The sequence below is a fragment of the [Actinomadura] parvosata subsp. kistnae genome, assembly GCF_900323885.1.
In the GTDB taxonomy this organism is placed as follows: domain Bacteria; phylum Actinomycetota; class Actinomycetes; order Streptosporangiales; family Streptosporangiaceae; genus Nonomuraea; species Nonomuraea composti.
Map to the genome: position 1 here is coordinate 98,012 of NZ_OOHJ01000008.1, position 26,883 is coordinate 124,894.

At 73.7% G+C, this 26,883-nt stretch carries 24 protein-coding genes; 16 read left to right on the forward strand and 8 right to left on the reverse strand.

Annotated features, from left to right (window positions below):
• Positions 1-152 precede the first annotated feature (152 nt).
• From KIS93_RS08700 to KIS93_RS08725, 6 genes are read left to right on the forward strand one after another with little or no spacing between them, the layout of a single operon-like run.
• Complete coding sequence (locus KIS93_RS08700) at positions 153-2,906, forward strand: Na+/H+ antiporter subunit A (protein ID WP_080040552.1); 2,754 nt, start codon at positions 153-155, stop codon at positions 2,904-2,906.
• On the forward strand, positions 2,903-3,718 hold the full coding sequence (locus KIS93_RS08705) for a Na(+)/H(+) antiporter subunit C (protein ID WP_080040553.1): 816 nt from the start codon (positions 2,903-2,905) through the stop codon (positions 3,716-3,718). Before KIS93_RS08700 ends, KIS93_RS08705 begins: the two co-directional genes overlap by 4 nt.
• Positions 3,715-5,277 carry a Na+/H+ antiporter subunit D gene (locus KIS93_RS08710; protein WP_080040554.1) on the forward strand — a complete coding sequence of 521 codons (1,563 nt, stop codon included), beginning with the start codon at positions 3,715-3,717 and terminating at the stop codon, positions 5,275-5,277. Before KIS93_RS08705 ends, KIS93_RS08710 begins: the two co-directional genes overlap by 4 nt.
• Positions 5,274-5,807: a Na+/H+ antiporter subunit E gene (locus KIS93_RS08715; protein ID WP_080040555.1), complete on the forward strand. Its 534-nt coding sequence runs from the start codon at positions 5,274-5,276 to the stop codon at positions 5,805-5,807. The genes KIS93_RS08710 and KIS93_RS08715 overlap by 4 nt, the downstream gene beginning before the upstream one ends.
• Positions 5,804-6,064 carry an MrpF/PhaF family protein gene (locus KIS93_RS08720; protein WP_080040556.1) on the forward strand — a complete coding sequence of 87 codons (261 nt, stop codon included), beginning with the start codon at positions 5,804-5,806 and terminating at the stop codon, positions 6,062-6,064. The genes KIS93_RS08715 and KIS93_RS08720 overlap by 4 nt, the downstream gene beginning before the upstream one ends.
• Positions 6,061-6,381, forward strand: coding sequence for a cation:proton antiporter (locus KIS93_RS08725; protein WP_080040557.1), 321 nt, complete (start codon positions 6,061-6,063; stop codon positions 6,379-6,381). The genes KIS93_RS08720 and KIS93_RS08725 overlap by 4 nt, the downstream gene beginning before the upstream one ends.
• Here KIS93_RS08725 and KIS93_RS08730 read toward each other — a convergent pair.
• Genes KIS93_RS08730 through KIS93_RS08745 form a run of 4 tightly spaced genes read right to left on the reverse strand, consistent with a single transcriptional unit; the run spans position 6,336 to position 10,427 of the window.
• A complete protein-coding gene (locus KIS93_RS08730; RefSeq protein ID WP_080040558.1) occupies positions 6,336-6,896 on the reverse strand; it encodes a DUF6328 family protein in 561 nt (186 codons plus the stop codon). The genes KIS93_RS08725 and KIS93_RS08730 overlap by 46 nt on opposite strands.
• 47 nt (positions 6,897-6,943) lie before the next feature.
• Positions 6,944-8,974 (reverse strand): xanthine dehydrogenase family protein molybdopterin-binding subunit, encoded by a 2,031-nt coding sequence (locus KIS93_RS08735; RefSeq protein ID WP_080040559.1) that lies wholly within the window; start codon positions 8,972-8,974, stop codon positions 6,944-6,946.
• Positions 8,971-9,942: an FAD binding domain-containing protein gene (locus KIS93_RS08740; protein WP_080040560.1), complete on the reverse strand. Its 972-nt coding sequence runs from the start codon at positions 9,940-9,942 to the stop codon at positions 8,971-8,973. Before KIS93_RS08740 ends, KIS93_RS08735 begins: the two co-directional genes overlap by 4 nt.
• Positions 9,939-10,427: a (2Fe-2S)-binding protein gene (locus tag KIS93_RS08745; protein WP_080040561.1), complete on the reverse strand. Its 489-nt coding sequence runs from the start codon at positions 10,425-10,427 to the stop codon at positions 9,939-9,941. The genes KIS93_RS08740 and KIS93_RS08745 overlap by 4 nt, the downstream gene beginning before the upstream one ends.
• A gap of 97 nt (positions 10,428-10,524) precedes the next feature.
• On the opposite strand from KIS93_RS08745, the gene KIS93_RS08750 reads away from it, so the two are divergent.
• The 3 genes from KIS93_RS08750 to recD2 all read left to right on the forward strand — a co-directional run bounded on the left by KIS93_RS08750 (position 10,525) and on the right by recD2 (position 15,200).
• Positions 10,525-11,715, forward strand: a complete 1,191-nt coding sequence (locus tag KIS93_RS08750) for an acetate/propionate family kinase (RefSeq protein ID WP_080040562.1) — start codon at positions 10,525-10,527, stop codon at positions 11,713-11,715.
• Entirely contained in the window at positions 11,712-13,001 is a 1,290-nt protein-coding gene (locus KIS93_RS08755) for an erythromycin esterase family protein (protein ID WP_080040563.1), read from the forward strand. Before KIS93_RS08750 ends, KIS93_RS08755 begins: the two co-directional genes overlap by 4 nt.
• Before the next feature lie 66 nt (positions 13,002-13,067).
• Positions 13,068-15,200 carry an SF1B family DNA helicase RecD2 gene (recD2, locus tag KIS93_RS08760; protein WP_080040564.1) on the forward strand — a complete coding sequence of 711 codons (2,133 nt, stop codon included), beginning with the start codon at positions 13,068-13,070 and terminating at the stop codon, positions 15,198-15,200.
• Between the two features lie 58 nt (positions 15,201-15,258).
• On the opposite strand, the gene KIS93_RS08765 is transcribed toward recD2, so the two are convergent.
• Positions 15,259-18,192: an FAD-binding and (Fe-S)-binding domain-containing protein gene (locus KIS93_RS08765; protein WP_080040565.1), complete on the reverse strand. Its 2,934-nt coding sequence runs from the start codon at positions 18,190-18,192 to the stop codon at positions 15,259-15,261.
• 126 nt (positions 18,193-18,318) lie between these two features.
• On the opposite strand from KIS93_RS08765, the gene KIS93_RS08770 reads away from it, so the two are divergent.
• Entirely contained in the window at positions 18,319-18,861 is a 543-nt protein-coding gene (locus KIS93_RS08770; RefSeq protein WP_080040566.1) for an RNA 2'-phosphotransferase, read from the forward strand.
• 9 nt (positions 18,862-18,870) lie between these two features.
• Here the strand turns inward: KIS93_RS08770 and KIS93_RS08775 are convergent, their stop codons facing one another.
• Positions 18,871-19,443, reverse strand: coding sequence for an NADAR family protein (locus KIS93_RS08775; protein WP_155128027.1), 573 nt, complete (start codon positions 19,441-19,443; stop codon positions 18,871-18,873).
• 35 nt (positions 19,444-19,478) lie between these two features.
• Entirely contained in the window at positions 19,479-20,477 is a 999-nt protein-coding gene (locus tag KIS93_RS08780) for a helix-turn-helix transcriptional regulator (protein WP_186404027.1), read from the reverse strand.
• A 63-nt stretch (positions 20,478-20,540) separates the two neighbouring features.
• Here KIS93_RS08780 and KIS93_RS08785 point away from each other — a divergent pair, with 63 nt between their 5' ends.
• From KIS93_RS08785 to KIS93_RS08810, 6 genes are all read left to right on the forward strand, one after another.
• Positions 20,541-21,680 carry an epoxide hydrolase family protein gene (locus KIS93_RS08785; RefSeq protein WP_080040569.1) on the forward strand — a complete coding sequence of 380 codons (1,140 nt, stop codon included), beginning with the start codon at positions 20,541-20,543 and terminating at the stop codon, positions 21,678-21,680.
• Between the two features lie 18 nt (positions 21,681-21,698).
• Positions 21,699-21,827, forward strand: a complete 129-nt coding sequence (locus KIS93_RS67365) for a hypervirulence associated TUDOR domain-containing protein (protein ID WP_080046950.1) — start codon at positions 21,699-21,701, stop codon at positions 21,825-21,827.
• Positions 21,828-22,034: 207 nt separating this feature from the next.
• Positions 22,035-23,384: a TrkH family potassium uptake protein gene (locus tag KIS93_RS08795; RefSeq protein ID WP_080040570.1), complete on the forward strand. Its 1,350-nt coding sequence runs from the start codon at positions 22,035-22,037 to the stop codon at positions 23,382-23,384.
• On the forward strand, positions 23,377-24,039 hold the full coding sequence (locus KIS93_RS08800; protein ID WP_080040571.1) for a potassium channel family protein: 663 nt from the start codon (positions 23,377-23,379) through the stop codon (positions 24,037-24,039). The genes KIS93_RS08795 and KIS93_RS08800 overlap by 8 nt, the downstream gene beginning before the upstream one ends.
• 312 nt (positions 24,040-24,351) lie before the next feature.
• Positions 24,352-25,092 carry a MerR family transcriptional regulator gene (locus tag KIS93_RS08805; RefSeq protein ID WP_080040572.1) on the forward strand — a complete coding sequence of 247 codons (741 nt, stop codon included), beginning with the start codon at positions 24,352-24,354 and terminating at the stop codon, positions 25,090-25,092.
• A 380-nt stretch (positions 25,093-25,472) separates the two neighbouring features.
• Positions 25,473-25,706 carry a hypothetical protein gene (locus KIS93_RS08810; RefSeq protein ID WP_186404028.1) on the forward strand — a complete coding sequence of 78 codons (234 nt, stop codon included), beginning with the start codon at positions 25,473-25,475 and terminating at the stop codon, positions 25,704-25,706.
• 15 nt (positions 25,707-25,721) lie between these two features.
• Here KIS93_RS08810 and KIS93_RS08815 read toward each other — a convergent pair whose 3' ends face one another.
• Positions 25,722-26,855 carry an aminoglycoside phosphotransferase family protein gene (locus KIS93_RS08815; protein WP_222107356.1) on the reverse strand — a complete coding sequence of 378 codons (1,134 nt, stop codon included), beginning with the start codon at positions 26,853-26,855 and terminating at the stop codon, positions 25,722-25,724.
• Positions 26,856-26,883: the final 28 nt, after the last annotated feature.

The following is a 26,883-nucleotide window of genomic DNA, read 5'->3' on the forward strand; positions in this document are numbered from 1 at the left end:
GTGGGGCTGGTGACGTTCGGGTCAACAACGGTCGTGCCTGCGCGGTGCGCGGAGCGGCCCCGGGAGAGATTGGGCGGACGTAGCCGGAAATTCCCACCGGCTCCGGTCAACGTCCCGACGCGAGACGCCGCCCGAGTCCGCCCGAGGAGCCCATGGAGTCGCTGCTGATCCTGCACGCGGTCGCGGCTGCCTGCGCTCCCTGGCTGGCCGCCCGCCTGGGTCGCGCCTGCTTCGCCGTGCTGGCCGTGCCGCCGGCGGCCGGGCTCTGCTACACGGCCTGGCTGGCGGCGCAGCCGCTGCCGGTGCGGGAGAGCCGCCCCTGGGCGATGGGCATGGAGCTGTCCTTCCGCGCCGACCCGCTGTCCGTGCTGATGATGGCGCTGGTCACCGGGGTCGGCGTGCTCGTGCTGTGCTACAGCGCCCGCTACTTCCCGCGCGGCGACGACGGGCTCGGCCGCTACGGCGGCGCGATGGTGGCCTTCGCCGGCTCCATGCTGGGCCTGGTCGCCGCCGACGACCTGCTGCTCCTGTACGTCTTCTGGGAGCTGACCACCGTCTTCTCCTACCTGCTCATCGGGTATGACCCGGAGAGCCGCATGAGCCGCCAGGCCGCGATGAAGGCGCTGACGGTCACCACGTTCGGCGGCCTGGCGATGCTGGCCGGGTTCGTGCTGCTGGGGCAGCAGGCGGGCACGTACCAGATCTCGCAGCTGCGCCCGGCGGACCTGGCGCCGGTCACGGTGCTGCTGGTGCTGGCGGGGGCGCTGTCGAAGTCGGCCGTCTTCCCGTTCAGCACGTGGCTGCCGGCGGCGATGGCGGCGCCGACGCCGGTGTCGGCGTACCTGCACGCGGCGGCCATGGTGAAGGCGGGCGTGTACCTGCTGGCCCGGCTGGGGCCGCTGTTCGGCGAGCTGGCGCTGTGGCGGGCGGTGGCGGTGCCGCTGGGCGTGCTGACGATGGTGCTGGGCGGGTGGCGGGCGCTGCGGGAGACCGATCTGAAGCGGCTGCTGGCGTACGGGACGGTGGGGCAGCTCGGGTTCCTGGTGGTGCTGTTCGGGGCGGGCACCGAGGGGGCGGCGCTGGCCGGGGTGGGGATGCTGCTGGCGCACGCGTTGTTCAAGGCGGCGTTGTTCCTGGTGGTGGGCATCGTCGATCACGCGGCGGGCACCCGGGACCTGCGGGAGCTGAGCGGGCTGTGGCGGCTGATGCCGTGGGTGTGCGGGGTGGCGGTGCTGGCGGGGGCGTCGATGGCGGGGCTGCCGCCGCTGATGGGGTTCGCCGGCAAGGAGGCGGCGCTGGAGGCGCTGCTGGACGCGCCGCTCGTGCTGGCGGGGGTGGTGGCGGGCTCGGCGCTGACGGCCGCCTACACGCTGCGGTTCCTGTGGGGCGCCTTCGCCCCGAAGCCGGGGGCCGGAACGCGGGAGGCGCACCCCGTCTCGGCCGTGCTGTTCGTGCCCGCCGCGCTGCTGGCCGTCCTGGGACTGCTGGCGGGGCCCCTGGCGCCGTGGTTCGAGGGCGTGATGGCGCCCTACCTGCGCACGTTCCGCGATCCGGGCTATCACGCCCACCTGGCGGCCTGGAGCGGCCCGTCCGTGCCGCTGCTGCTGTCGGCGGCGGCGCTGGCGGGCGGGGTGGCGCTGTTCCTGGCCAGGGAGCCGGTGGCGCGGGCGGGGGTGGCGCTGCACGTCGTGGACTCCGGGCAGGTGTTCTGGGCGATGATCCGGCGGCTGGACCGGTTCGCCATCCAGCTCACCGGCCTCATCCAGCGGGGCTCGGTGCCCGATTACCTGACGCTGACACTCCTCGCGACGGTCGGCGTGGGGCTGTTCTCCGTCATCTACGGGGGCCGGCCGCACCTGGACGTGCCGATCGTCGCCTGGCAGCGGCCCGAGCAGCCGGTCATCGCCGTGCTGCTCGCGGCCGCGGCGATCCTCGTGCTGTTCTCCCGCGCGTACGTGCTCCTGGCCCTGGTCATCGGCCTGACCGGGTACGGCACGGCGCTGCTGTTCCTCGTGCACGGCTCGCCCGACCTGGCGCTGACCCAGTTCCTGGCCGAGACGCTGAGCCTGGTGGTGTTCGCGCTCGTGCTGCGGCGGCTGCCGGTCCAGCCCGACAAGGGGCGGCTGGCGTTCCCGTTCCGGCTGGGCCTCGGGCTCGCGGTCGGAGTGGTGGCCACGGGGGCGGGCATGCTGGCGATGGCGGCCCGCGGCACCGAGCCGGTGGGCGCGTTCATGGACGAGGCGGCGCGGCAGGCCGGCGCCCGCAACATCGTCAGCGCCATCATCCTCGACATCCGCGCCTGGGACACGCTGGGCGAGAGCGCCGTGCTCATCGTGCTGACGCTGGGCGTGACGAGCCTGGTGTTCCTGCGGCGCCGGTCGTACGCGATCGAGCGGGCCGAGGGCGGGCACCGGCCCGAGGGGCGCACGCACTGGCTGGCGGCCACGCTGCCGCGCGGGCAGCGGGCGCTGGCGTTCGAGGTGGCGGCCCGGCTGACGTTCCACACCGTGCTGGCGCTGTCGGTGTTCCTGCTGTTCATCGGGCACAGCGGCGTCGGGGGCGGCTTCGCGGGCGGCATCGTGGCCGGGCTGGCGATCACCGTGCGGTTCCTGGCCGGCGGCAGGAACGAGCTGGCCGCGGCGGTGCCGGTGCACGCGGGCGTGCTGATGGGCGTCGGGCTGACGCTGTCGGCGGGCACGGCGCTGGCCGGGCTGCTGTTCGGGCGGGCGGCGCTGGACATGCTGGCCACGGAGGTGAGCGTGCCCCTGGCCGGGCACGTGCACGTGTCCACGGGGCTGCTGTTCGACCTGGGCGTGTACGTGTCGGTGGTCGGCATGGTCCAAGACGTGCTGCGCGCGCTCGGGGCCGAGCTGGACCGGCAGATCGACCAGGAGGCCGCCGAGTGAGCAGCGTCTCCCTGGTGCCGTTCGCCGCCTGCTGCGTGCTCATCACCTGCGGGGTGACGCTGATGCTGGAGCGCAGCCTGGTACGCGTGCTGGCCGGCGTCATCGTCCTCGGCAACGGGGTGAACCTGCTGATCGTCACCTCCGGCGGCGACGCCGGCGGCCCGCCCTTCGTGGGGAACTCCGGCCTGGCCGACCCGCTGCCGCAGGCCATGGTGCTCACCGCGATCGTGATCACGCTCGGGGTGACCGCGTTCCTGCTGGCGCTGGTGCACCGCTCGTGGCAGCTCACCGGCAGCGACGAGGTGCAGGACGACACCGAGGACCGGCGGGTGCGGCTGCGCTCGCGGCGCGGCGAGCTGGGCGACGCCGTACGGGCCCGGCAGGACGCCTACCGGCGGCTGGTCGTCGAGCAGCGGGCCGAGCTGGCCAGGCTGGAGGCCGAGCAGGCCGAGCGGGAGCGGCTGGAGGAGGCCGACCTGGAGCGGCGCATCTCCCGCGTGCACGACGAGCTGGGCCAGTGGATGCGCGAGCTGCGTTACGAGGGCCTATCGGAGGAGGAGCTGCAGACCCGCCTGGAGGAGGTGGGGCTGCGCGAGGACCCCGGCGCCCTGTCGAACGCGGAGCGGATCGAGCAGCTGCGCGAGGAGCACCGGCGGGGGCGGGCGGAGCAGGCGGCCAGGGAGCGGGAGCTGCGCAGGAAACTGAAGGCCCGGCAGCGGGAGGCACGCCGGCAGATGCGCACGGCCATCAGGGAAGAGCGGGAGCGCCAGGCGCTCGCGCAGGACCCCGAACTGGAGGGCGACGACGCGTGAACGGCTCCTTGGCAAGCCTGGTGTGCGTGCCCGTGCTGCTGCCGCTGCTGGCCGCCGGGGTGAAGCTGGCCATCGGCGGCCGGCTGCGGCGGCTGCAGTCGCTGATCAGCCTGGTCACGCTGGGCATCTCGCTGGCCGTGTCGGTGGTGCTGATGGTCGCCGCCGACACGGGCGGGCCGCTGGTGACCGAGCTGGGCGGCTGGCCGTCGCCGATCGGCATCTGCCTGGTGGCCGACCGGCTCTCGACGCTGGTGCTGGTCGTGTCGTCGGCGGTGACGTTCTGCGTCATGGTGTACTCGGTCGTCAACGCCTACGACGAGCAGGAGCACGACGCCCCGATGGCGGTCTTCCATCCGGCGTTCCTGGTGATGGTGGCGGGGGTGGCCGACGCGTTCCTGTCGGGCGACCTGTTCAACCTGTTCGTGGCGTTCGAACTGCTGCTGAGCGGCTCGTACGTGCTGCTCACCTTCGGCGGCACCGAGTCGCGGATCCGGGCGGGCGCCACGTACACGCTGATGGCGCTGGCCTCGTCGATGCTGTTCCTGATCGCGCTGGCCATCACCTACGGCGCCACCGGGACGCTGTCGCTGGCGCAGCTCGCCGAGCGCTTCGCCACACTGCCGGAGCAGGTGAAGCTGCTGGTGGAGCTGACGCTGCTGCTGGCGTTCGCGATCAAGGCGGCGATCTTCCCCATGTCGGCGTGGCTGCCGGACTCCTACCCGACCGCGCCCGCCCCGGCGACGGCGGTGTTCGCGGGCCTGCTCACCAAGGTCGGCGTGTACGCGATCATCCGGCTGGAGGCGCTGCTGTTCCCCGGCGGGCCGGTCTCGACGCTGCTGATGTGGGTGGCGCTGGCGACGATGCTGGCCGGGGTGCTGGGCGCGGTCGCGCAGACGGACATGAAGCGGATGTTGTCGTTCACGCTGGTCAGCCACATCGGGTACATGGTGTTCGGGGTCGCGCTGTCCACGGTGGCGGGGCTGGCGGGGGCGGTGTTCTACGTGGTGCACCACATCACCGTGCAGACGAGCCTGTTCCTGGTGTGCGGGATGGTGGAGCGGCGCACCGGCACGACGTCGGTGACCAGGCTGGGCGGGCTGATGAGGGCGTCGCCGCTGCTCGCGGTGCTGTTCTTCGTCCCCGCGATGAACCTGTCCGGCATCCCGCCCATGTCGGGCTTCCTGGGCAAGCTGATGCTGGTGCAGGCGGGCCTCGCGAAAGGCGGGTGGCTGCCGGTGACGCTGGTGGCCGGAGGGCTGGTGACGAGCCTGCTCACCCTGTACGCGGTCGCGAAGACGTGGGGCAAGGCGTTCTGGCGGGCGCCCCGGCCCGACCGGGTGGGCCAGGTCGTGGAGAGCGAGGAGCACACCGGCGAGGACCCGACGATCACCACCACCGCCCTGCCGGCGGCGCTGCCGCTGTCGGTGGCGGCGCTGGTCGCGCTCGGGCTGTCGTTCACCGTGCTGGCCGGGCCGCTGGGAGCACTGGCGCACCGGGCGGCCGCCGAGCTGATGGCCCGCGAGCCGTACGTCACCGCCGTCCTGGGCGGGCGGCCGTGAAGCGGGACCGGCTCGCGCCGCGGCTGCTCGGGCGGCGGGTGCCGCTGCCGCTGGTGGCCTGGCTGGCGGCGGTGTGGGTGACGCTGTGGGGCGACCTGACGGCGGGCAACGTGCTCGGCGGGCTCGTGACGGGGCTGGTCGTGACGTGGCTGCTGCCGCTGCCCATCCTCGACCCCGGCATCAGGGTGTGGCCGCTGGCCCTGGTCAGGTTCCTGCTGTGGTTCGCGTGGGACATGGTGATCTCGACGGCTCGGGTCGTGTTCTGGGTGGCGCACCCGGGGCCGCCGCCGACGCGGATCGTGCGGGTGCCGCTGCGCACGTCGTCCGAGGCCATGACCGTGCTGGTGATGATCGCGGTCTCCACGGTGCCGGGGTCGCTGGTGGTGGAGGCGTACCGGAGGGAGCTCGTCGTGCACGTGCTGGGCGTGACCGGGGACGTCACGACGAAGATCCGGGCGGAGGTGGCCGGGCTGGAGTCGCGCATCGTGCGCGCGTTCGGCACCCGGCGGGACCGGGAGGAGCTGGAATGACGGCCGTCTACCTGGCGACGGTGGCGCTGCTGTGGTGCGGGGCGGCGGCCTCGTTCTACCGGCTGGCGCGCGGGCCCTCGATGCTGGACCGGGCCGTGGCGCTCGACGTGTTCACGTCGCTGTCGATGTGCGGCGCCGGCGCGTTCGCGGTGGCCCGGGACGACTACTCGGACCTGCCGATCCTGCTGGTGCTGTCGCTGCTGGGGTTCGTGGGGTCGGTGTCGCTGGCCCGGTTCTTCGCAGGCAGGTCGCGATGACGGCGCTGGACGCGGCGGCGGCCGGGTGCCTGCTGCTCGGCTCGGCGCTGGCGCTGTCGGCCGGGGTCGGGCTGATGCGCTTCCGCACGACGCTCGACCGCATGCACGCCGGCACGAAGCCGCAGGTGCTCGGCGTGCTGCTGGTGCTGCTCGCGATGTGGCTGCACCGGCCCACCTGGGGGTACGCGGGGCCGCTGCTGCTCATCGGCGTCTCCCAGGTGATCACCGTGTCGGTGGCCGCCTACATGGTGGCGCGGGCCGCCTACACCCGTCAGTCGTCCGGCGACGACACCGAGCTGCCCTCCTCCGAGGACTGATCGGCGGACTGATCGGCGGAGCGGTCCGAACGGTCCATCGCCGGCTGGCCGAACCACGTCCACATCGCCAGCGCGGCCAGCAGGCCCGCGGTGATCCACGCCACCGGCGCCTGGAACAGGTAGTCGATGACGAACATCGTGGACGTCGTCATCGACACGACCAGGGCGAGGGCGCCGAGGATGCCGTAGGAGTTGGAGCGGTGCACCAGCGTCTCCTTGCGTCCCTGCCGGAACAGCACGCGGTGCTGCGCGGTCGGCGCGATGTAGCAGATCGACGCGATCGCGGCGCTGACCAGCGCCGCGTAGTACAACCACCGGTCCGTCTGGTCCAGCCGGGAGAACCCGGAGGAGAAGGGCACCGTGAGCAGGAACGCGAACAGCACCTGCACCCCGGTGACCGCGACGCGCGCGCCCTGGAGCAGCTCGACGAAGTTGCGATCCGCCCGCTCCTGCCGCGACTCCTCCCGTTCCCGCCGTGAGTGGTCCTGCTCCGGCCGCACCTCGTTCTTCACCATGCCTCCCGCCGTTCCACGAGAGACTTCCTCTTCCTTGCAAAGCGCCGCTAAAACCTGGCCGTGAGGATCTTCGCCGGTGTGATCGGCAGCTCGCGGAAGCGGTGGCCAGTCGCGTGGTGGACGGCGTTGCCGATCGCGGCGGCGGTGCCGACGATGCCGATCTCGCCGATGCCCTTGCTGCCCATCGGGTTGAGCTCGCCGTCCTCCTCCTCCAGCCAGACCGCCTCGACGTGCTGGGCGTCGGCGCAGGCGGGCACGTGGTACTGGGCGAGGTCGCGGTGCAGGAAGCCGCCGAACTCCTCGTCGGTGAGCGTCTCCTCCATCAGCGCCATGCCCAGGCCCATCGTCATGCCGCCGAGGAACTGCGACCTGGCCAGCTTCTCGTCCACGATGTGCCCGGCGGCGAAGACGCCCAGCAGCCGCGACACGCGGACCTCGCCGGTGACCGCGCTGACCCGCACCTCGGCGAACTGGGCGCCGAAGGCGTGCCTGGCCAGCTCGGCGTCGGCCTTGACCTCGTCGGTGGTGTCGGCGCGGCCCTCCTTGCCGTCGCGGCGCAGCTCCTCGCAGGCGCGGACGACGGCGGTGCCCCAGGAGGCGGTGCCCGCCGAGCCGCCGGCCACCGGCGCCCGCGGCAGGTCGCTGTCGCCCAGCTCGACGTGCACGCGCTCCGGCGCGATGCCGAGCGCGTTCGCGGCGATCCTGGTCAGCGCCGTGCGCGCGCCGGTGCCGATGTCGGCGGCGGCCACCTGGACGAGGACGTCGCCGTCGCGCATCGTGGCCACGGCCTGGCACGGCGAGCGCCTGGCCGGGTAGGTGGAGGCGGCCACGCCGGTGCCGACCAGCCACTCCCCCTCGCGGGTGACGCCCGGGCGCGGGTCGCGGTGCCGCCAGCCGAAGCGGTGGGCGCCCTCACGCAGGCAGCCCACGAGGTTGCGGGAGCTGAACGGCACGCCGCTGAACGGCTCCGTCTCCGGCTCGTTGCGGATACGCAGCTCGACGGGGTCGAGACCGGCGGCGCAGGCCAGCTCGTCCATGGCGGACTCCAGCGCGTACATGCCGGGGCACTCCCCCGGCGCGCGCATCCACGACGGGGTGGCCACGTCGAGCCGGACCAGGCGGTGGCCGGTGCGCAGCGCGGGGCTGGCGTACATGACGCGGGTGGGCGTCGCGGTCTGCTCGGCGAACTCGACCAGGGTGGAGCTCTGCTCGTACGCCAGGTGCTCCAGCGCCGTCAGCCGGCCGTCGCCGTCCACGCCGAGCCGCAGCCGCTGGATCGTGGGCGTGCGGTAGCCGGTGACGTCGAACATCTGCTGCCGGGTCAGCGCGATCTTGACCGGGCGGCCGACCATCCGGGACGCCAGCGCGGCCAGGATCGCCTGCGGCCGGGTCGTGCCCTTCGACCCGAAGCCGCCGCCGACGTGCCTGGACACCACGCGCACCTGCTCCGGCGGCAGGCCCAGGGTCTTCGCGATGGTGTCGCGGCTGCCGCTGGTGCCCTGCGCCGTGTCGTACACGAGCAGCCGGCCCTCGGTGTCCCACAGGGCCAGCGCCGCGTGCGGCTCCATCGGGTTGTTGTGCAGGACGGGCGTCTCGTACGTGACGTCCACGGTGGTCGCGGCGGCGGCCAGCCCCGCCTCCACGTCGCCCTTGTCGGTGTCGGACGGGAAGTTCGGGTTGACCACCTCGGGCTGGTAGAGGCCGGGGTGGTCGCCGCTCAGGCGCACGTCGTGGTCGTCGGCGTCGTAGTCGACGCGCACGTGCGCGGCGGCGTCGCGGGCGATCTCGTACGTGTCGGCCACGACGGCGGCCACGATCTGCCCCCGGTAGGCCACCTCGCGGCGCTGGAACAGGGCCAGCTCGGGATCGGCGTCCTCGGGCAGGCGCGGCGCGGCCTCGCAGGACAGCACGGCCAGCACGCCCGGCAGCTCCAGCGCGGCGGCGGCGTCCACGCGCTTGACGCGGCCCTTGGCGATCTGCGCCTGCACGGCGTAGGCGTAGGCGACGTTCTCGGCCGGGTACTCGGCGGCGTACGTGGCCAGCCCCGTGACCTTGACGCGGCCCTCGATGCGGTTCACGGCGCGAGCTCCTCCAGCGTAGCGACGATCAGGTTGCGGGCCAGCGGCACCTTGTAGGCGTTGCGCGGCAGCGGCCGGGCCTGCTCCAGCTCGGCCTCGGCCGCCTGGAGGAACGCCTCGCCGGTCGCCGGGCCGCCGATCAGGGCCCGCTCGGCGCGCTCGGCCCGCCAGGGCGCGTGGGCGACGCCGCCGAGCGCGATGCGGCAGCTCGTCACGGTGCCGTCCCGGCCGACGTCGAGCGCGGCGGCGATGGACACCAGCGCGAACGCGAACGACGCCCGCTCGCGGACCTTGCGGTAGAGCGAGGCGCCGGGTGGCGGGGGCGGCAGCTCGACGGCGGTGATCAGGTCGCCGGGCGCGAGCACGGTGTCGCGCTCGGGCTCCTCGCCGGGCAGGCGGTGCAGGCCCGGCATGGGGATGATGCGGTCGCCGCCCGGCCCGGTGACGTGCACCTGGGCGTCCAGCGCGGCCAGCGCCACCGCCATGTCGGAGGGGTGGGTGGCCACGCAGGCGTCGGAGGTGCCGAGCACGGCCAGGTTGCCGTGGTCGCCGGCGATGGCGGGGCAGCCCGAGCCGGGGCGGCGCTTGTTGCAGGGCCGGGTGACGTCCTGGAAGTACGTGCAGCGGGTGCGTTGCAGCAGGTTGCCGGCCACGGTGGCGACGTTGCGGACCTGGCCGGACGCGCCGGTCAGCACGGCGCGGGCCAGCATCGGGTAGCGGGCGCGGATCAGCGGGTGGGCGGCCAGGTCGGTGTTGCGCACGGTGGCGCCGACGCGGACCCGATCGCCCTGCTCCTCGACGGCGTCGAGCGGCAGGCGGCTGACGTCCACCAGCCGCTCCGGCTCGGCCACGCCCAGCCGCATGAGGTCCACCAGGTTCGTGCCGCCGCCCAGGTACATGGTGCCGGGGGCGAACTGGCGGACGGCCTCGGCGGTGCTGCCGGCGCGGGCGTACTCGAAGGGTCTCATCGGGCCACCTCGCCGATCGCGGCGACGATGCCGACGTACGCGCCGCACCGGCACAGGTTGCCGCTCATGCGCTCGCTGATCTCCTCGGGCGTCAGGTCGGGGTCGTCGAGCAGGTCCTCGGTGACCGCGCTCGGGCCCGGCTCGCCCAGCATCCCGGCGGCCGAGCAGAGCTGGCCGGGCGTGCAGTAGCCGCACTGGAAGGCGTCGTGCTCCATGAACGCGCTCTGCAGCGGGTGCAGTTCCCCGTCCGTGGCCAGCCCCTCGACGGTGGTGATCTCGCGGCCGTCCACCGCCACCGCCAGCGCCAGGCAGGCGTTGGCCCGCCGGCCGTCGATCAGCACCGTGCAGGCGCCGCACTGGCCGTGGTCGCAGCCCTTCTTCGCGCCGATGAGCCCGAGCCGTTCGCGCAGCAGGTCGAGCAGCGACATCCGCGGGTCCACGTCCACCGTGCGCGGCACGCCGTTCACCTGCAAGGTGATAGTCATTTGGCACGACTACCCGAGCTTCCGGAGAGACAACCCCTGAGCGCGGCAAAGAGCATCCGCCCGTTTTGTCGGAATCGGGTGGGGTAGCCGGGCGGGCATGGACGAGCAGGTGCTGGAGTCGGCGGCGGTACTCACCGTCAACGCGGGGTCGTCGAGCCTGCGCCTCGACCTCGTCCAGGGCGGCAGCGTCATCGACAGCGCACACGCCGAGCGGGCCGTCGATCCCGGGTCGGCCAGGGAGGAGCTGTCGGCCTTCCTCGGCGGCCACTTCGACCGCGACATCAGGGCGGTCGCGCACCGGCTCGTGCACGGCGGCGACGTCGTGCGCGCGCCCACGGTGGCCGACGACGAGACGGCCGAGGCGCTGCGCGGCCTCACCGACCTGGCGCCACTGCACCTGCCGCCCGCGCTGGCGCTGCTGGAGGCGGCCCGCGAGCAGCTTCCCGCCGTGCCGCACGTGCTCTGCCCCGACACGGCCTTCCACGCCGGGCTGCCCGACGAGGCCGCCGTGTACGCCCTGCCCGCCGAGTGGCGCGACCGCTACGGCCTGCGCCGCTACGGCTTCCACGGCCTGTCGTACGCGTGGGCCGCCGACCGGGCCTGCGAGCTGCTGGGGCGGCCGGCGTACGAGCTGGATCTCGTGCTCGCCCATCTCGGCGGCGGATGCTCCGTGACCGCGGTGTCGGGCGGACGCAGCGTGGACACCTCGATGGGGTTCACGCCACTGGACGGGCTGCCCATGAGCAAGCGCTCGGGCAGCGTGGACCCGGGGATGCTGGTGTGGCTGCTGGGGCGGCTGTCGCTGGACGAGCTGGCCGAGGGGCTGGAGCGCCGGTCGGGGCTGCTGGGGCTGTCCAGGGGCCGGTCCGGCGACACGCGGGAGCTGGTCGCCGCCGAGCGCGACGGCGACGAGGCGGCCGGGCTGGCGCTGCGCGTGTTCGCGCACCGCGTGAGCCGCGAGATCGCCGCCGCGGCCACCTCCCTGCGGCGCCTGGACGCGCTCGTGTTCACCGGCGAGATCGGATGGGACCAGCCCGAGGTGCGCGAGGCCGTCTGCCGCCGCCTGGGCCTGCTCGGCGTCGAGCCGCCGGTCCTGGGCAACCGCTCCGACGACGGGCCGGTCAGCGCGGAAGGCGCGGCCGTCCCGGTGCTGGTGGTCCAGGTACGCGAGGAGCTGCAACTCGCCCGTGAATGCCTGGCGGCGCTGGCCGAGGAGCCGATGCCCGAGGAGCCCCTGCCCGAGGAGTCCCTGCCCGAGGAGTCCCTGCCGGCCGAGGAGGACCTATGACGAACGTCGACGAGGTGCGCCGCTCGGCGCTGCCGCTCACCGCGCCCGGCGACCTCGGCCCGCTGCTCGACCGCGTGGGCGAGGCCAGGTTCGTGCTGATCGGCGAGGCCAGCCACGGCACCCACGACTTCTACACCTGGCGGGCCGAGCTGACCCGCCGGCTGATCGCCGAGAAGGGCTTCGGCTTCGTCGCCGTCGAGGGCGACTGGCCCGACTGCGAGCGGGTGGACCGCGCCGTCACGACCGGCGCCGACCCGTACGACGCCCTGTACGGCTTCGAGCGCTGGCCCACGTTCATGTGGGCGAACGAGGAGGTCGTCGCGTTCTGCCGCTGGCTGCGCGGCTGGAACGCCGGCCGCCCGCCCGGCGAGCGGTGCGGCTTCCACGGCCTGGACGTCTACAGCCTCTGGGACTCGCTGCGCGCCATCCGCCGTTACGCCGCCACCTACCTGCCGGGGCAGATGGACAGCGTGCTGCGGGCCCTGTACTGCTTCGAGTCCTACGGCCACGACCCGCAGCAGTACGGCCTGGCCACCCGGCTCGTGCCGGACACCTGCGAGGACGAGGTGGTGAACCTGCTGGCCGCGCTGGGCGGCGACGAGTTCGGGGTGCGGCAGAACGCCGAGGTGGTCGCCGGCGCCGAGCGCTACTACCGGGCGATGGTGCGCGGCGGCCCCGAGTCGTGGAACATCAGGGACGTGCACATGGCCGACACCCTCGACCGGCTGGCCGAGCACCACGCCTCCGGCCGGCCCGCGAAGGGGCCGGCGAAGGGGGTCGTGTGGGCGCACAACACGCACGTCGGCGACGCCCGCGCCACCGACATGGCCGCCGCCGGCATGACGAACCTCGGGCAGCTCGCCCGCGAGCGGCACCGCGAGGACGTCGTGCTCGTCGGCTTCGGCACCCACCACGGCACGGTCGTGGCCGGCGACCGGTGGGGCGCCCAGCACCACGTCATGCGGGTGCCGCCGGCGCGGCCCGCCTCGCTGGAATCGCTGCTGCACGAGGCGCTGCCCGGCCGGGACGCGCTGTTCCTGGTGCCGCCGCCCGGCTTGCGGGCCGACTGGTACGACGAGCCGATGGGGCACCGGGCGATCGGCGTCGTGTACCACCCGGACCGGGAACGGTGGGGCAACTACGTGCCGACGGTCGTGGGCCGCCGCTACGACGCGTTCCTGTGGCTGGACGAGACCAGGGCCGTGCACCCGCTGCACGGCGAGCCGTGGGGCGACGTGGAGCCGGAGACGTACGGTGCTCCGCGTCCAGCGGGCCACCGCCGGTAGCGGAGTCCGCACCTATCCGACGGCCATGTGAGGCGTTTGTCGGTCGCGGATGGTTTGATCTCCCGTGTGGAGGCGTCCGTCGAGCAGCTCGTCTACGTCCGGGAGGACGAATACACCGTCGCGCGCATGAGCGCCGACGGCGTGCCCGACTTCGTGGCCACGGGCCGGGCGCTGGCCGGCATCCAGCCGGGCGAGACGCTGCGCCTGTTCGGCGACTGGAGCCGCCATCCGCGCTACGGCCGCCGCTACGCGGTCACCGGCTGCGAGCGGGTGACGCCGTCGTCGGTCCGGGCCATCCGCATCTACCTGGGCTCGGGGCTGATCAGGGGCATCGGGCCGCGGCTGGCGTACGCGATCGTCGACCACTTCGGCGAGGCCACGCTCAAGGTCATCGACAGCGAGCCCGAGCGGCTCACCGAGGTCGTCAACATCGGGCCGCAGCGGCAGGGCCAGATCGTGCAGGCGTGGCAGGAGCAGAAGGCCATCGCCGCGCTCATGGTGACGTTGCAGGGCCTCGGGGTCAGCCCGCTGCTGGCCGCCAAGATCTACCAGGTGTTCGGCGCCGACGCCGACGAGGTGCTGGCCACCGACCCCTACCGGCTGATCGGGCGGGTGCGCGGCATCGCGTTCCGCATCGCCGACCGCATCGCGCTGCAGTCGGGGGTGCCCGAGCGCAGCCCCGAGCGGGTCAAGGCGGCGCTGCTCGACCGGCTGGAGGCGGCGGGCAGCCGCGACGGCCACTGCTACGTGCCGGTCTCCACGCTGGTCAGGGAGACGGCCGAGCTGATCGAGCAGGATTCCGACGTCATCCGGCCGATGGTCGACGCGCTGGCGGCCGACCGGCGGCTCGTCCTGGAGACGGCGCCCGACCAGCCGGGGCAGGTGGTCGCCTACCTCAAGCACGTGCACAGCCGGGAGGTGGCGCTCACCGCGCAGCTCACGGCGCTCATGAACGCCCGCTCCACGCTGCCGCTGCGCGCCTACCGGGAGGACCCCGACCTGCACGAAGACCAGCGGGCCGCGGTCACCATGGCGCTGACCAGCACCGTCTCGATCATCACCGGCGGCCCGGGGTGCGGCAAGAGCCACACGGTCAAGGCCATCGCCACCACCGTGCGCGCGGCGGGCGGCTCGGTGACGCTCACCGCCCCCACCGGCAAGGCCGCCAAGCGGCTGTCGGAGCTGACCGGGCTGCCCGCGATGACCGTGCACCGCATGCTCGCCCAGCAGCCCGACCCCGACCCCGAGACGCTGTTCGACGAGCGGCCGTCGCAGGCCGACCTGATCGTGGTGGACGAGGCGTCCATGCTCGACCTGCACCTGGCGACCCGGCTCACCTCGGCGGTCCGGCCGGGCAGCCACCTCCTGCTCATCGGCGACGGCGACCAGCTCCCGAGCATCGGGCCCGGCGACGTCCTGGCCGACCTGCTGCGCGTGACGGCCGTCCCGCGCGTCCAGCTCACCCACGTCTTCCGTCAGGCGGGCGGCAGCGGCATCATCGACGCCGCCCACCGCATCCGCGCGGGCCGGCTGCCGGCGGTGCCGGGCGGCGGCGGGTTCTGGTTCGAGGAGCTCGACGACCCGGAGCAGGTGGCGCGGCGGGTGGCGCACCTGGCGATGGTGGCGATCCCCCGCAAGCAGAACGTCGAGCCGGACCAGGTGCAAGTGCTGTGCCCGATGCGCAAGGGCGAGACGGGCGCCACCGCGCTCGGCCGGCTGATCCAGGACCAGCTCAACCCGGCCGCCGACGACAAGCCCGAGCACTGGTCGGGGGCGACCGTGTTCCGGGTGGGCGACCGGGTGATGCCGATCCGCAACAACTACGACAAAGGGGTCTTCAACGGGGAGACGGGCACGGTGACGGCGGTCGTGCGGGAGGAGCGGGTCATCGAGCTGCGCACCGACGACGGCGAGACCGTGCGCTACGGCTTCGACGAGCTCGACGACCTGACGCACGCGTACGCGATCAGCGTGCACCGCTCGCAGGGCAGCGAGTACCCGTTCGTGGTGGCGCCGATCGTGGCCGAGTCCGGCGGGATCATGCTGCGGCGCAAGCTGCTCTACACGCTGGTGACGCGAGCCAAGGCGTGGGTGGTGCTGGTGGGGCAGCGCGAGGCGCTGGAGCTGGCGGTGCACCGGCTGGGCCACCGCCGGAACACGGGCCTGGCCCGCCGGCTCGCGCTCAGCCTGGACGGGTGAACAGGGCGGTCAGCGCCCCTCAGCCTGGACGGGTGAGCGTCCCTTAATGCGGGGGACCTTAGTGCGCGCGGAGGGCGGCGGCCAGGATCTCGGCCAGGTGGCTGCCGTGCCGGCCGGTGCCGGAGGCGGCGATCTGGGTGCGGCAGGAGAAGCCGTCGGCGAGGATGGCCTCCGAGTCGCCCGCCGCCCGTACCGCGGGCCACAGCCCCTCCTCGGCGCACGCCACCGACACGTCGTAGTGCTCCCGCTCGAACCCGAAGTTGCCGGCCTGCCCGCAGCACCCGGAGTCGAGCACCCGCGTACGGAACCCGAACCGGGCCAGCACGGCCCGGTCGGCGTCGTACCCCATGACGGCGCTCTGGTGGCAGTGCACCTGGGCCAGCACGGATCCGCCGGCGGAGGAGGGCCGCCAGTCGGACGCCCGCTGCTCCAGCAGCTCCGACAGCGTCAGCGTGCGCTCGGAGACGAGCCGCGTCTGCGCCGTGTTGAGCAGTTCGGGCCCGTCGGAGCGGAACACGGCGGTGCAGCTCGGCTCCAGCCCCACGACCGGCACGCCGGCCTCGGCCCACGGCAGCAGCGCCCGCACGCTGCGGGCCAGCACCCGGCGGGCGATCCCGAGCTGCCCGGTGCTGATCCACGTCAGCCCGCAGCACAGCGTCACAGGCGGCACGTGCACCTCGAACCCGGCGGCCTCCAGCACGTCCACCGCCGCCCGCCCCACGCGCGGGTCGAAGTTGTTGGAGAACGTGTCGGCCCACAGCACCACCCGCCCGCGCGTGCCGGGCCCGACGACGCCGCGCCCCTTGAACCAGTCGGTGAACCGCTCTCCCGCGAACCGGGGCAGCGCCCGCCGCCCGGAGACCCCGGCGGCGGCCTTGACCAACCGCGACAGCCCCGGCGTCTGGGTGAGCGCGTTCACCGCGTGCGGGGCGGCGGAGGCGAGCGCGGCCCACAGGGGCAGCCACCCCATGGAGTAGTGTGCGACCGGCCGCAGGCGGCGCCGGTAGTGGTGGGCCAGGAACTCGGCCTTGTAGGTGGCCATGTCCACGTTCACCGGGCACTCCGCCCGGCAGCCCTTGCAGGCCAGGCACAGGTCGAGCGCGTCGCGCACGGCCTCCGACCGCCAGCCGTCGGTGATCAGGTCGCCGCGCACCATCTCCTCCAGCAGCCTGGCCCGCCCGCGCGTGGAGTGCTCCTCCTCGCGGGTGACGCGGTAGCTGGGGCACATGACGCCGCCCTCGAACGTGTGCTTGCGGCACTTGCCGGTGCCGACGCAGCGGGTGGCGGCGTGCCCGAACCGCCCGTGGTCGGCCGGGTAGTCGAAGAACGTCCGGCGCGGCTCCAGCGGGTAGAAGTGCCGCTGGGCGAGGTCCTGGTCGAGCCGGTGCGGGTGGACGATCTTGCCGGGGTTCATCCGGTTCCGGGGGTCGAAGATCGCCTTGAACCGGCCGAACGCCGCCACCACGGGCTCGCCGAACATGCGCGGCAGCAGCTCGGCCAGCGCCTGCCCGTCGCCGTGCTCGCCCGACAGCGACCCGCCGTAGGAGGCGACCAGGTCGGCGCTCTCCTCGGCGAACCTGCGGTAGCGGGCGATCCCGTCGTCGGTGTGCAGGTCGAGCGGCAGCCGGCCGTGCACGCAACCCTGGCCGAAGTGGCCGTACAGGGCGGAGTGGGCGTAGCCGTGGCGGTGCCGCAGCCGGTCGTACTCGCGCAGGTAGGAACCGAGCCGTTCGGGCGGGACGGCCGCGTCCGACCAGCCCTCGTACGTCTGCCGCCCGGTCGGCGGGTACGCCTCCACGCCCAGCCCCGACTCGCGCAGCCGCCACAGCTCGTCCTCCCTGGCCGGGTCGCCGAGGAAGGCGTGCGACGGCGGCGGCCGGCCGTCGCCGCGGCACAGGTCGCGCATCATGTCCTCGGCCCGCTGGCGCGCCTCGTCGGCGCTGTCGCCGCCGAACTGCACGAGCAGCCAGCCGGCCCCCGGCGGCAGGTCGCGCAGCGCCGGGTCGTGCGGGCGTTCGGCACGGGCCAGCCGGTACATCGTCTCGTCCATGGCCTCCAGCGCGAGCGGCCGGTGCGCGGCCACGGACGGGACGGCGTCGGCGGCGGTGAAGATGTCCTCGAAGCCGAGCACGGCCAGCGCGCGGGCGGCCGGGCGGGGCACCACGGCCAGCTCGGCGCGCAGCACGACGACGAGCGTGCCCTCGCTGCCGACGAGGGCGCGGGCCAGGTTGAAGCCGTTCTCGGGCAGGAGCTGGTCGAGGTTGTAGCCGGACACGCGCCGCTCCAGGCGGGGGAAGCGGGTGCGGACCAGCTCCATGGTGTCGTCGCGCAGGTCGCGCAGCTGCCGGTAGATCTCGGCCAGGCGCCCGCCGCCGGTCTGGACGCGGGCGTACTCGTCCTCGCCGGTCGGCCCCACCCACGCGCGCACGCCGTCGTAGGTGAGGATCTCCAGCCGCAGCACGGAGTCGGCCATCTTCCCGTACGCCTGCGCGGAGGCCCCGCACGAGTCGTTGCCGATCATGCCGCCGATCGTGCAGGCGCGGTGGCTGGACGGCTTGGGCCCGACCATCAGCCCGTCTCCCGCCAGCACCTGGTTGACCTGGTCCAGCACGGCCCCGCCCTGCACGACGATCCGCCGCCCGGCCACGTCCACGGACTCGACCCGGCCGCAGTGCTTGGACCAGTCGATGACCACGGCCGCGTTGCAGCACTGCCCGGCCAGGCTGGTGCCGCCGCCGCGCGACAGCACGGGCACGTCCCTGGCCCGGCACACGGACACGGCGGCCACCCCAACCTCCAGGGTGCGCGGCACGACCACGCCGATCGGGACCTGCCGGTAGTTGGAGGCGTCGGTGGAGTAGGCGGCGCGGCTCCCGGTGTCGAAGCGCACCTCCCCGTCCACGGCCTCCTCCAGCCGCCGGCGCAGCGTCTCCACGTCGATCTCGCGGGCCGGGGGCGTGTGCGTGGCGGGCGTCGTGACCTGGGTGTCCATGCCCCGGCCCTTACCCTGGGCGGCTCACCCGAGCCCCAACGGCACGCCAAGGCGTGTCCTGGATGTCCGCTATTGCGGGGGTAATCAGCTGGCGGCGGGGCGCCGCACGGGGCACCATGATTCTTGATGGACGAACGTCGCATGATCCGCGTCTCCAAGTACCTGTCCAGGCACCTGCGGCACGACCCGCAGCGCATCGGCCTCACCCTCGACCCGGGCGGCTGGGTGGAGGTGGCGGAGCTGCTGCGGGCCGCCGCCGCCCACGGCTTCCCCATCACACCGGACGAGCTGCGGCAGGTCGTCGCCGGCAACGACAAGCGCCGCTACGCGATCGAGGCCGGGCGGATCAGGGCCAGCCAGGGCCACTCCGTACCCGTGGACCTGGGCCTGCCCGCCGTCGAGCCGCCCGAGGTGCTCTACCACGGCACGGTGCGGCGGTTCCTGGCCGCGATCCGGCGGGAGGGGCTGCGGCCGATGAGCCGGCACCACGTGCACCTGTCACCCGACCGGGAGACGGCCACGCGGGTGGGGGCACGGCGGGGCGCGCCCGTGGTGCTGGTCGTGGCGGCGGGGGTGATGCACGCCGAGGGGCACGCGTTCCTGCGCAGCGCGAACGGGGTGTGGCTGGTGGACGGGGTGCCGCCGGGCTACCTGCGGTTCCCGTCGTGAGCCCTGGGGCTACCCGCGGCTTCCGGCCTGCAGCTGCCGCCTGGCGGCCATCAGGGCGAAGCCGAGCAGGTTGAGGCCCCGCCAGCGCTCGGGTGAGGCGGCGCGCTCGTCGCCGGCGGCCAGGCCGATGCCCCACACCCGGTCGTACGGGCTGGCCTCGACCAGGACGCGGCCGCCGGTGCCGAGCAGGTAGGCCGCCAGGTCGGCGTGCCCGCCGAACTTGGCCAGGTTGCCGCGGACGACGATGCCGAAGCGGTGCTCCTCCCACGTCGCCTGGTCGAAGCCCTTGACGGTGCGGCCCAGTGCCTTGGCCTGGTTCGGATGGCCGGCGGCGAGGATCCTGGCCGCCGCCTCCTCGTCGCCGAACAGCCACGCCTTGTGCGCCATCATGTAGTGCTCGGCCGAGGCGAACGTGTGCCCGTCCTCCGTGAACGTGACCGGCCACCACTGGCTCAGGCAACCCTGGCCGACGCCGCCGTCCCGGGCCGGCTGGTGTCCCCAGAAGTACAGATATTTCAGGCGCCGGCCGCTCCGCTCGGCGGCGACCAGCTCCTCCACGGTCATGGGAAGGTCATCGGGCATGGCGTTCAGTATGCCCGCCTTCAGTGGGCCCGCATTCAGTGTTGCCCGCCTTCAGTGTGCCCGCCTTCTCCGGCCGCTCGCATGAGGCGGCCGGCCACCTCCCGCAGGTACGGCACCAGCTCCGGCGGGTCCAGCACCTCGAAGTCGAAGCCCTTGACCGCGACGTGCACGGCCAGCTCGTCCAGCGAGTTCGACCCGGCCAGGAACACGCACGTCCGCTCGTCCACCGCCTCCAGCCGCCCCGCGCCCGGCGAGGTGCGCGGCGCGACCGCCTCCAGCGGCGCGTGGTAGAGGATGCGGGCCCGGTAGCGGTAGGGGGCCGAGGTGATGGAGCGCGACACGTACCCGGCCGCGTCGTCCTCAGGCAGCGGGCGGGGCGTGAAGCGCGCGCCCGGCGGGCCGAGCGGCCCCTCGACGCGGTCCATCCGGAACGTCCGCCAGTCGTCCTTGCCCAGGTCCCACGCCAGCAGGTACCAGTGGCGCGGCGTGTGCACCAGCCGGTGCGGCTCCACCTCCCGCGGTGCCTCCCCCTGCAACACCTCACCACGCCCCCGGTAGCGCAGGCGCAGGCGGCGGTGGTCGCGGCAGGCGGCGGCCACGGCGGCCAGCAGGTCGGCGTTCACGGCCGGCGCGGCGGCCCCGGCCAGCGCCACCGTCGTCTCCCGGAACGCGCCGACCCGGTGCCGCAGCCGCGACGGCAGCAGCTGCTGCACCTTGGCCAGCGCCCGCAGCGCCCCCTCCCCCAGCCCGGCCACGCTGCCGGTCGCGGCCGTGCGCAGGCTGATCGCCACGGCCACCGCCTCCTCGTCGTCCAGCAGCAGCGGCGGCAGGGCGGCCCCCACGCCCAGCCGGTAACCGCCGGCGACACCAGGGGTGGCGTCCACGGGGTAGCCGAGCTCGCGCAGCCGCTCGATGTCGCGCCGCACGGTCCGCAGCCCGACGCCGAGCCGCCCGGCCAGCTCGGCGCCCGTCCAGTCGGTGCGGGACTGCAGCAGGGACAACAGGCGGAGCAGCCGGGCGGAGGTCTCCAACATGGCACCCATTCTGTCTCGCAACGGTGCCAGAACCTGTCACCAATCGTTCCTACAGTCGCTCCCATGCAGAACAGCGATCTGACCCCCTTCCGCATCGACATCCCGCAGGAACAGCTCGACGACCTGCGCGACCGCCTCCGGCGTACCCGATGGGCCCCCGACGTGCCCGGCACCGGCTGGGAGCGCGGCGTCCCCACGAGCTACCTGCGGCCCCTCGCCGAGTACTGGGCCGGCGGCTTCGACTGGCGCGCCCAGGAGGCGGCGCTGAACGCGTACCCGCAGTTCACCACCACCATCGACGGCGCGAACGTGCACTTCCTGCACGTCCGCTCCGCCGCGCCCGACGCCGTCCCGCTGCTGCTCCTGCACGGCTGGCCCGGCGGGGTCATCGAGTTCCTCGACCTGATCGGCCCGCTCACCACCCCGGGCCCGGACGGCGGCCCGGCCTTCCACCTGGTGATCCCCTCCCTGCCCGGCTACGGCTTCTCGGGGCCGCTGCCCGGCCCCGGCTGGACCGACGGGCGCACGGCCGCCGCGCTGGCGGAGCTGATGTCCAGGCTCGGGTACGAGCGGTACGGCGTCCAGGGCGGCGACGTCTCCGCCTTCATCGCCCCGCTGCTCGGCCGCACGGCACCCGACCGCGTGATCGGCGTGCACGTCAACGCGCTGCTCACGTTCCCGCACCCCGAGGTCATGGGCTCACTGACGGAGGCCGAGCGCGCCCGGCTGGCCGGCATGGAGGAGTGGCAGGAGAAACTGGGCGCCTACATGCGGCTGCACGGCACCCGCCCGCAGACCATCGCCGCCTCGCTGCACGACTCCCCCGCCGGGCAGCTCGCCTGGATCGTGGAGAGGTTCAAGGACTGGACGGACCCGGCCGCCAAGCTGCCCGAGGACGCCGTGGACCGCGACCGGATCCTCGCCGACGTCAGCGTCTACTGGTTCACGGGGACGGCCGGGTCGTCGGCGCACACGTACTACGAGCGGTTCAACGACCCCGGCATGTGGGCGCCGGCGCCCAGGGGCACCGTGCCGACGGCGGTGGCGGTGTTCCCGACGGACTTCTCCGTGCGGCCGCTGGCCGAGCGGGTCCACAACGTGGTGCGCTGGTCCGAGTTCGACCGCGGCGGCCACTTCGCGGCGCTGGAGACGCCCGACATCCTGATCGCCGAGCTGCGCGCGTTCTTCGGCTCGCTGCGGTAAAGAACCGGCCCCGCCCGGCTGGCGTCGGGGGCGGCGGGCCGCACGGTCGCCGCTTCCCCCGAGGAGCCCCAGTACGTGGTGCGCAGCGAGAAGAGCGGCGGCGAGGCCGTCCACAAGCCGCCGGCGCTCCGCAAGGGCGGCAAATGACGTCCCGAGCCCCGTTCTCCGCCGGTTTCCCGTCAAGGAGGCGTAAGTACGCCGGCGCTGGCAACGCCTGTTACGGTAGTGCGCGGTGCGCCGGGAAGTCGGGTCGGCAAGAGACTGCCGGTCGGATGTTCGGGGGAGGCGTTCGCGGATGCGTGGCCCAGGTCGTCACGGCGGTCGCGGCCGTCATGGGCGCTCCGGGGTGCGGTGATGGGGCTGCTGACGCCGTTGACGTCCCGGTTCCGGCATCCCGCACAGGTCGTGGTGGCCGCGTTCGGGCTGACCGTCGCGGTCGGCACGGCGCTGCTCGCGCTGCCCATCGCCACCACCGAAGGCGTGTCGGCCGGCTGGCTGGCCGCGCTGTTCACCGCCACCTCCGCCGTCTGCGTGACGGGCCTGGCCATCGTCGACACCGAGTCGCACTGGTCGGTGTTCGGTGAGCTCGTCATCGCCGGGCTGGTGCAGGCGGGCGGCCTGGGCATCATGACGATGGCGACCGTGTTCACGCTGCTCGTCTCCGGCCGGTTAGGTCTTCGGGCCAGGATCGCGGTGCAGGCGGAGACGAAGACGCTGAGCATGAGCGACGTGCGGCACGTCCTGCGCAAGGTGGTCGTGTTCAGCCTCGTGTGCGAGGCCGTCGCCGCCACCGTCCTGACCGCCCGCTTCGTGACCGGCTACGACGAGCCGTTCGGCCGCGCCCTCTACCTCGGCGTCTTCCACGCCATCAGCGCCTTCAACGACGCCGGGTTCGCGCTGTGGCCCGACAGCCTCATGCGGTTCGTGTCCGACGGGTGGATCTGCCTGACCGTCGCCATCGCCAGCATCGTGAGCGGGCTCGGCTTCCCCGTCGTGTTCGAGCTGGCCCGCTCCTGGCGGCGTCCCGGCAAATGGACCATCCTGACGAAGATCACCGTGTGGGTGACCGCCGTCCTGCTGCTGCTCGGCACCCTCGCCTTCCTGACGATCGAGTGGCGCAACCCCAAGACCCTCGGGCCGCTCGACGAGGGCGGCAAGGTGCTGGCCGCGTTCTTCGCCGCCGTCATGCCGCGCTCGGCCGGGTTCAACACCCTCGACGTCTCCCAGATGCTCCCGTCGAGCTGGCTCACCACCGACCTGCTCATGTTCATCGGCGGCGGCAGCGCCGGCACCGCGGGCGGCATCAAGGTCACCACCGTCGGGCTGCTGGCCTTCGTCGTGTGGGCCGAGCTGCGCGGCGAGAGCCGGGTCAACATCGGCCACCGCAGCCTGCCCAACTCCGCCCAGCGCCAGGCCGTCACCATCACCGCCCTGGGCGTCGCCATCGTGGGCATCGCCACGTACGCGCTGCTCGCCCTCACCCCGTACAGTCTCGACCAGGTCCTGTTCGAGGTCGTCGCGGCGTTCGGCACGGCGGGCCTGTCCACCGGCATCACCGCGAGCCTGGGCACCGCCGGGCACCTGCTGCTCGTCGTCCTCATGTTCATCGGCCGGATCGGCCCCCTCACCCTGGGCTCCGCCCTGGCACTCAACAGGCGCGCCCGGCACTACGAGCTACCCGAGGAGCGTGTCATCGTTGGCTGAGTACAAAGGCGACCCGGTCGTCGTCATCGGCCTGGGCCGGTTCGGCACGTCGCTGGCGCTGGAGCTCACCCGGCGCGGCGCCGAAGTCCTCGCCATCGACCACCGCCCCAAGATCACCCAGAGCCTCGCGGGTCAGATCACCCAGATCGCCACCGCCGACGCCACCGACATGGAAGCCCTGCGCCAGCTCGGCGTCCCCGACTTCTACCAGGCCGTCGTCGCCGTCGGCAGCGACATCGAAGCCAGCATCCTGACCACGTCCCTGCTGGTCGAGCTGGAGATCAACGACATCTGGGCCAAAGCCGTCAGCACCCAGCACGGCCGCATCCTCAGCCGCATCGGCGCCCACCACGTCGTCTTCCCCGAGCACGACATGGGCGAACGCGTCGCCCACCTCGTCAGCGGCCGCATGCTCGACTACATGCAGGTGGACGAAGGCTTCGCCATCGCCAAGACCAGCCCGCCCAAGGAGTACGTCGGCGTCCCCCTCGGCCGCTCCAACCTGCGCCGCAAGTACGGGGTGACGATCGTGGCGGTCAAGCCGCCGGGCGAGGAGTTCACGTACGCGACGGCGGAGACGGAGCTCTCGTACGGCGACATCGTCCTGGTCTCGGGCCGCACCGAACAAGTGGAACGCTTCTCCGAACTCCCCTGACCCGGCGTCCCGATGGGGTGCTTGCGTATCCCCCACCCGTTACCCGATGGGGTGCTCGCCCGTCTCCTCCCCACCCCGAAAGGGCTTCGCCTGGGGACGCTACGCGCCTCGGGGCTCAGGCGTCCCGACTGAGGCGCCTCCGACGTCCAGCCGGCCCGTTGCCCGCGAGGGGCGGCGGGCTTCCTTGCCCGTACCGGCCACGACGAGAAGCCGGACGCGCGTTGACGCCCGGCTCGCTCATCAGGGGGACGCGCGGGCTTGCACCTGACGCGGCGTCAGGACCTACCGTCGTGCTCAAGGCGGTGATCGGACGTGAACGAACGGCTCTGGAAGATCGGCGAGCTCGCCACGGCCACAGGCGTGACCGTGCGAGCCCTGCACCACTTCCACCAGATCGGCCTGCTCGCCCCAGCCGGGCGGTCCCCGGCCGGCCACCGCCTCTACACCAGCGGTGACGTGCGCAGGCTGTACCGGATCCTGGCGCTGCGGGAGCTGGGGCTGCCGCTCGCCGAGATCGCCGGCGCACTGGACAGCACCGACGTCCGCGACACCTTACGCCGCCAGCTCGACCAGGTCGAACGTCACCTGGCCGGCCAGCGCGCCCTGCACCGACGGCTCCTCGGCGTGGCCGAAGCCCTCGACGCGTCAGGAGAGCCGTCGATCGACCAGCTCATCAAGACCATGGAGGCCATGATGCAGGCCAGGCACTTCACCCCCGACCAGCTCGCCCGCTTCGAGCAGCGGCACCGCGAGCTCGGCCAGGACGGCGTCACCTCCTGGTTGCGCCGGCTCACCGGGCTCGCCGCGGAGGCGGCCGAGCACGCCGAACGCGGCACCGACCCGGCGGAACCGGCCGTCCAGGACCTCGCGGGCCGGTGGAGCGAGGCGGTGGAGGGGCTGGTCGGCGGCGATCGGCAGGCTATGTCGGCCCTGTACGGCAAGATCGAGGCGGAGGGAGCGGAGACGGCCACCAAGGGGCTCTTGAGCGAGCCGGCCTGGCACTACCTGAAGGTGGCCTTCGCGGTCGGGTTCCGGGCTGAGCCACCCCACTGAGCCGAGCCTTCCGCCGACCCCACCGCCTTGTCGGCCCCTACGCGAACGGGTGACGGTGTCGCCCGGGTCCGAGGATCCGGTCCGGTCCGGGCCGTGAGGCGCATGAGTCGCTGCGCGGATGGCCACGCCGATCGGCATGCAGCAATCGCGCACTGGCCGACGCGGTACAGCTGTGCGTGATCGGTGCGCGACGTCCAAGCCGGCATCGGCCGAGCGTGCGGCGGCTGGCCAGACGGGCGTGGGGCGTGCAGCGGCCGAGCGGGCGTGCGCGTGCAGCGGGCAGCGGGTGCGTGCAGCGGGCGGCGGGCGTGTGCAGCGGGCAGCGGGTGTGTGCAGCGAGCGGCGGGCGTGTGCAGCGGGCGGCGGGCAAGCGAGCGTGCGTGCGCGTGCAGCGGGCGGACGGGCGAGCGGGCGAGCAGGCGAGCGGGCGCGTGCAGCGGGCGGACGGGCGGCGGGCGGCGGGCAAGCGAGCGTGCGGGCGCGTGCAGCGGGCGGACGGGCGAGCGGGCGAGCAGGCGAGCGGGCGCGTGCAGCGGGCGGACGGGCGAGCGGGCGGGCGGCGGGCGAGCAGGCGAGCGGGCGCGTGCAGCGGGCGAGCGGGCGGCGGGCGATGACGCTGGCGGCGTCCGTCACGCGAGCGCGTCAGACAGGCGGCGGGCCTCGTCGGCCCACCGGGTGAGGAACAGCATGGCGGTGCCGCGTTCCCGGTAGAGGCGGGCGGCCTCCACGGGGGCCTGGCCGCCGTAGCCCAGGGGCTGCCGGTCGAGATGCTGGAGCATGCGCGGCACCAGCCAGTCGTACTTGACGGCGGAGGCGCAGACGGCCAGCCGCACCAGGCGGTCGTCGCCGCGCCAGCCGGACTCGCGCAGCCCCCGCACGTACCGGCCGTACATGGCCGCGTCGAGCTCCGGCAGGTGGGCGGCCGGGACGTACAGGTCGAAGACGCTGTCCGGGATGTGGTTGCCGATGTCCTCGCCCAGCGCGCCGTCGCCCGTGAACGCCCAGTCGATGAGCACGCTCTCGCCGCCGACGTCGAGGGCGTTGCTGGGCCACAGGTCGAGGTGGCACAGCGTGCGCGGCAGCGACTCCATGACGTTCAGGAGCCACTCGCGGTCGCGGTGCAGGCGCTGCAGCTCGCCGCGCAGGCCCGGCGGGAGGTTCTCGCTGACGAGCGGGTGCCGCCAGGTGGTGTCGTCCTCCAGCAGTTCGTACGGCACCCGCTTCGAGTCCACGTAGTCCCGCAGGAACGACCGGCTCGTCCACGGCCGTTCCACCGGCCCCGCGCCGCCCTGCGCCAGCCCGAGCTGGTGGCCGAGCAGGCCGTGGCGGGCGATCGGCCAGGTGGTGGCGGGGGTGCCGGTGACGTCCTCGAGCCAGAGGGCCAGGTCGCCGTCGTCGCGTTCGACGAGCCGCAGCAGGTGCGGCGCGCGCACGCCCGCGCCTGACCACAGGGCGGGCAGGCCGGTGGAGTAGACGTCGGCCTCGCGCCGCCAGTAGTTCCAGTGCCGGGGGTCGGTGGCGCTCTCCCAGCCCGCGCCGGCCTCCTTCCGCCTGGTCAGCACCTTGACGATGGCTGAACGACGGCCGGCGCGGACCCGCCAGATGCCCGCGGTCACGCCGTTCATCGCGTTGTGCGTCAGCGGTTCGATGGCGGTGGCCGGGGCGCCGAGCACCCGGACGGTCTCCTCCTCCATGTGCGTCAGCGGCTCGATCGCGATGGCCGACGCGCCGAAGCCGACCGTCCGGACGGTCTCGTGCTCCACGCGGGCGTGCTCAGAACCCTGCACCCGC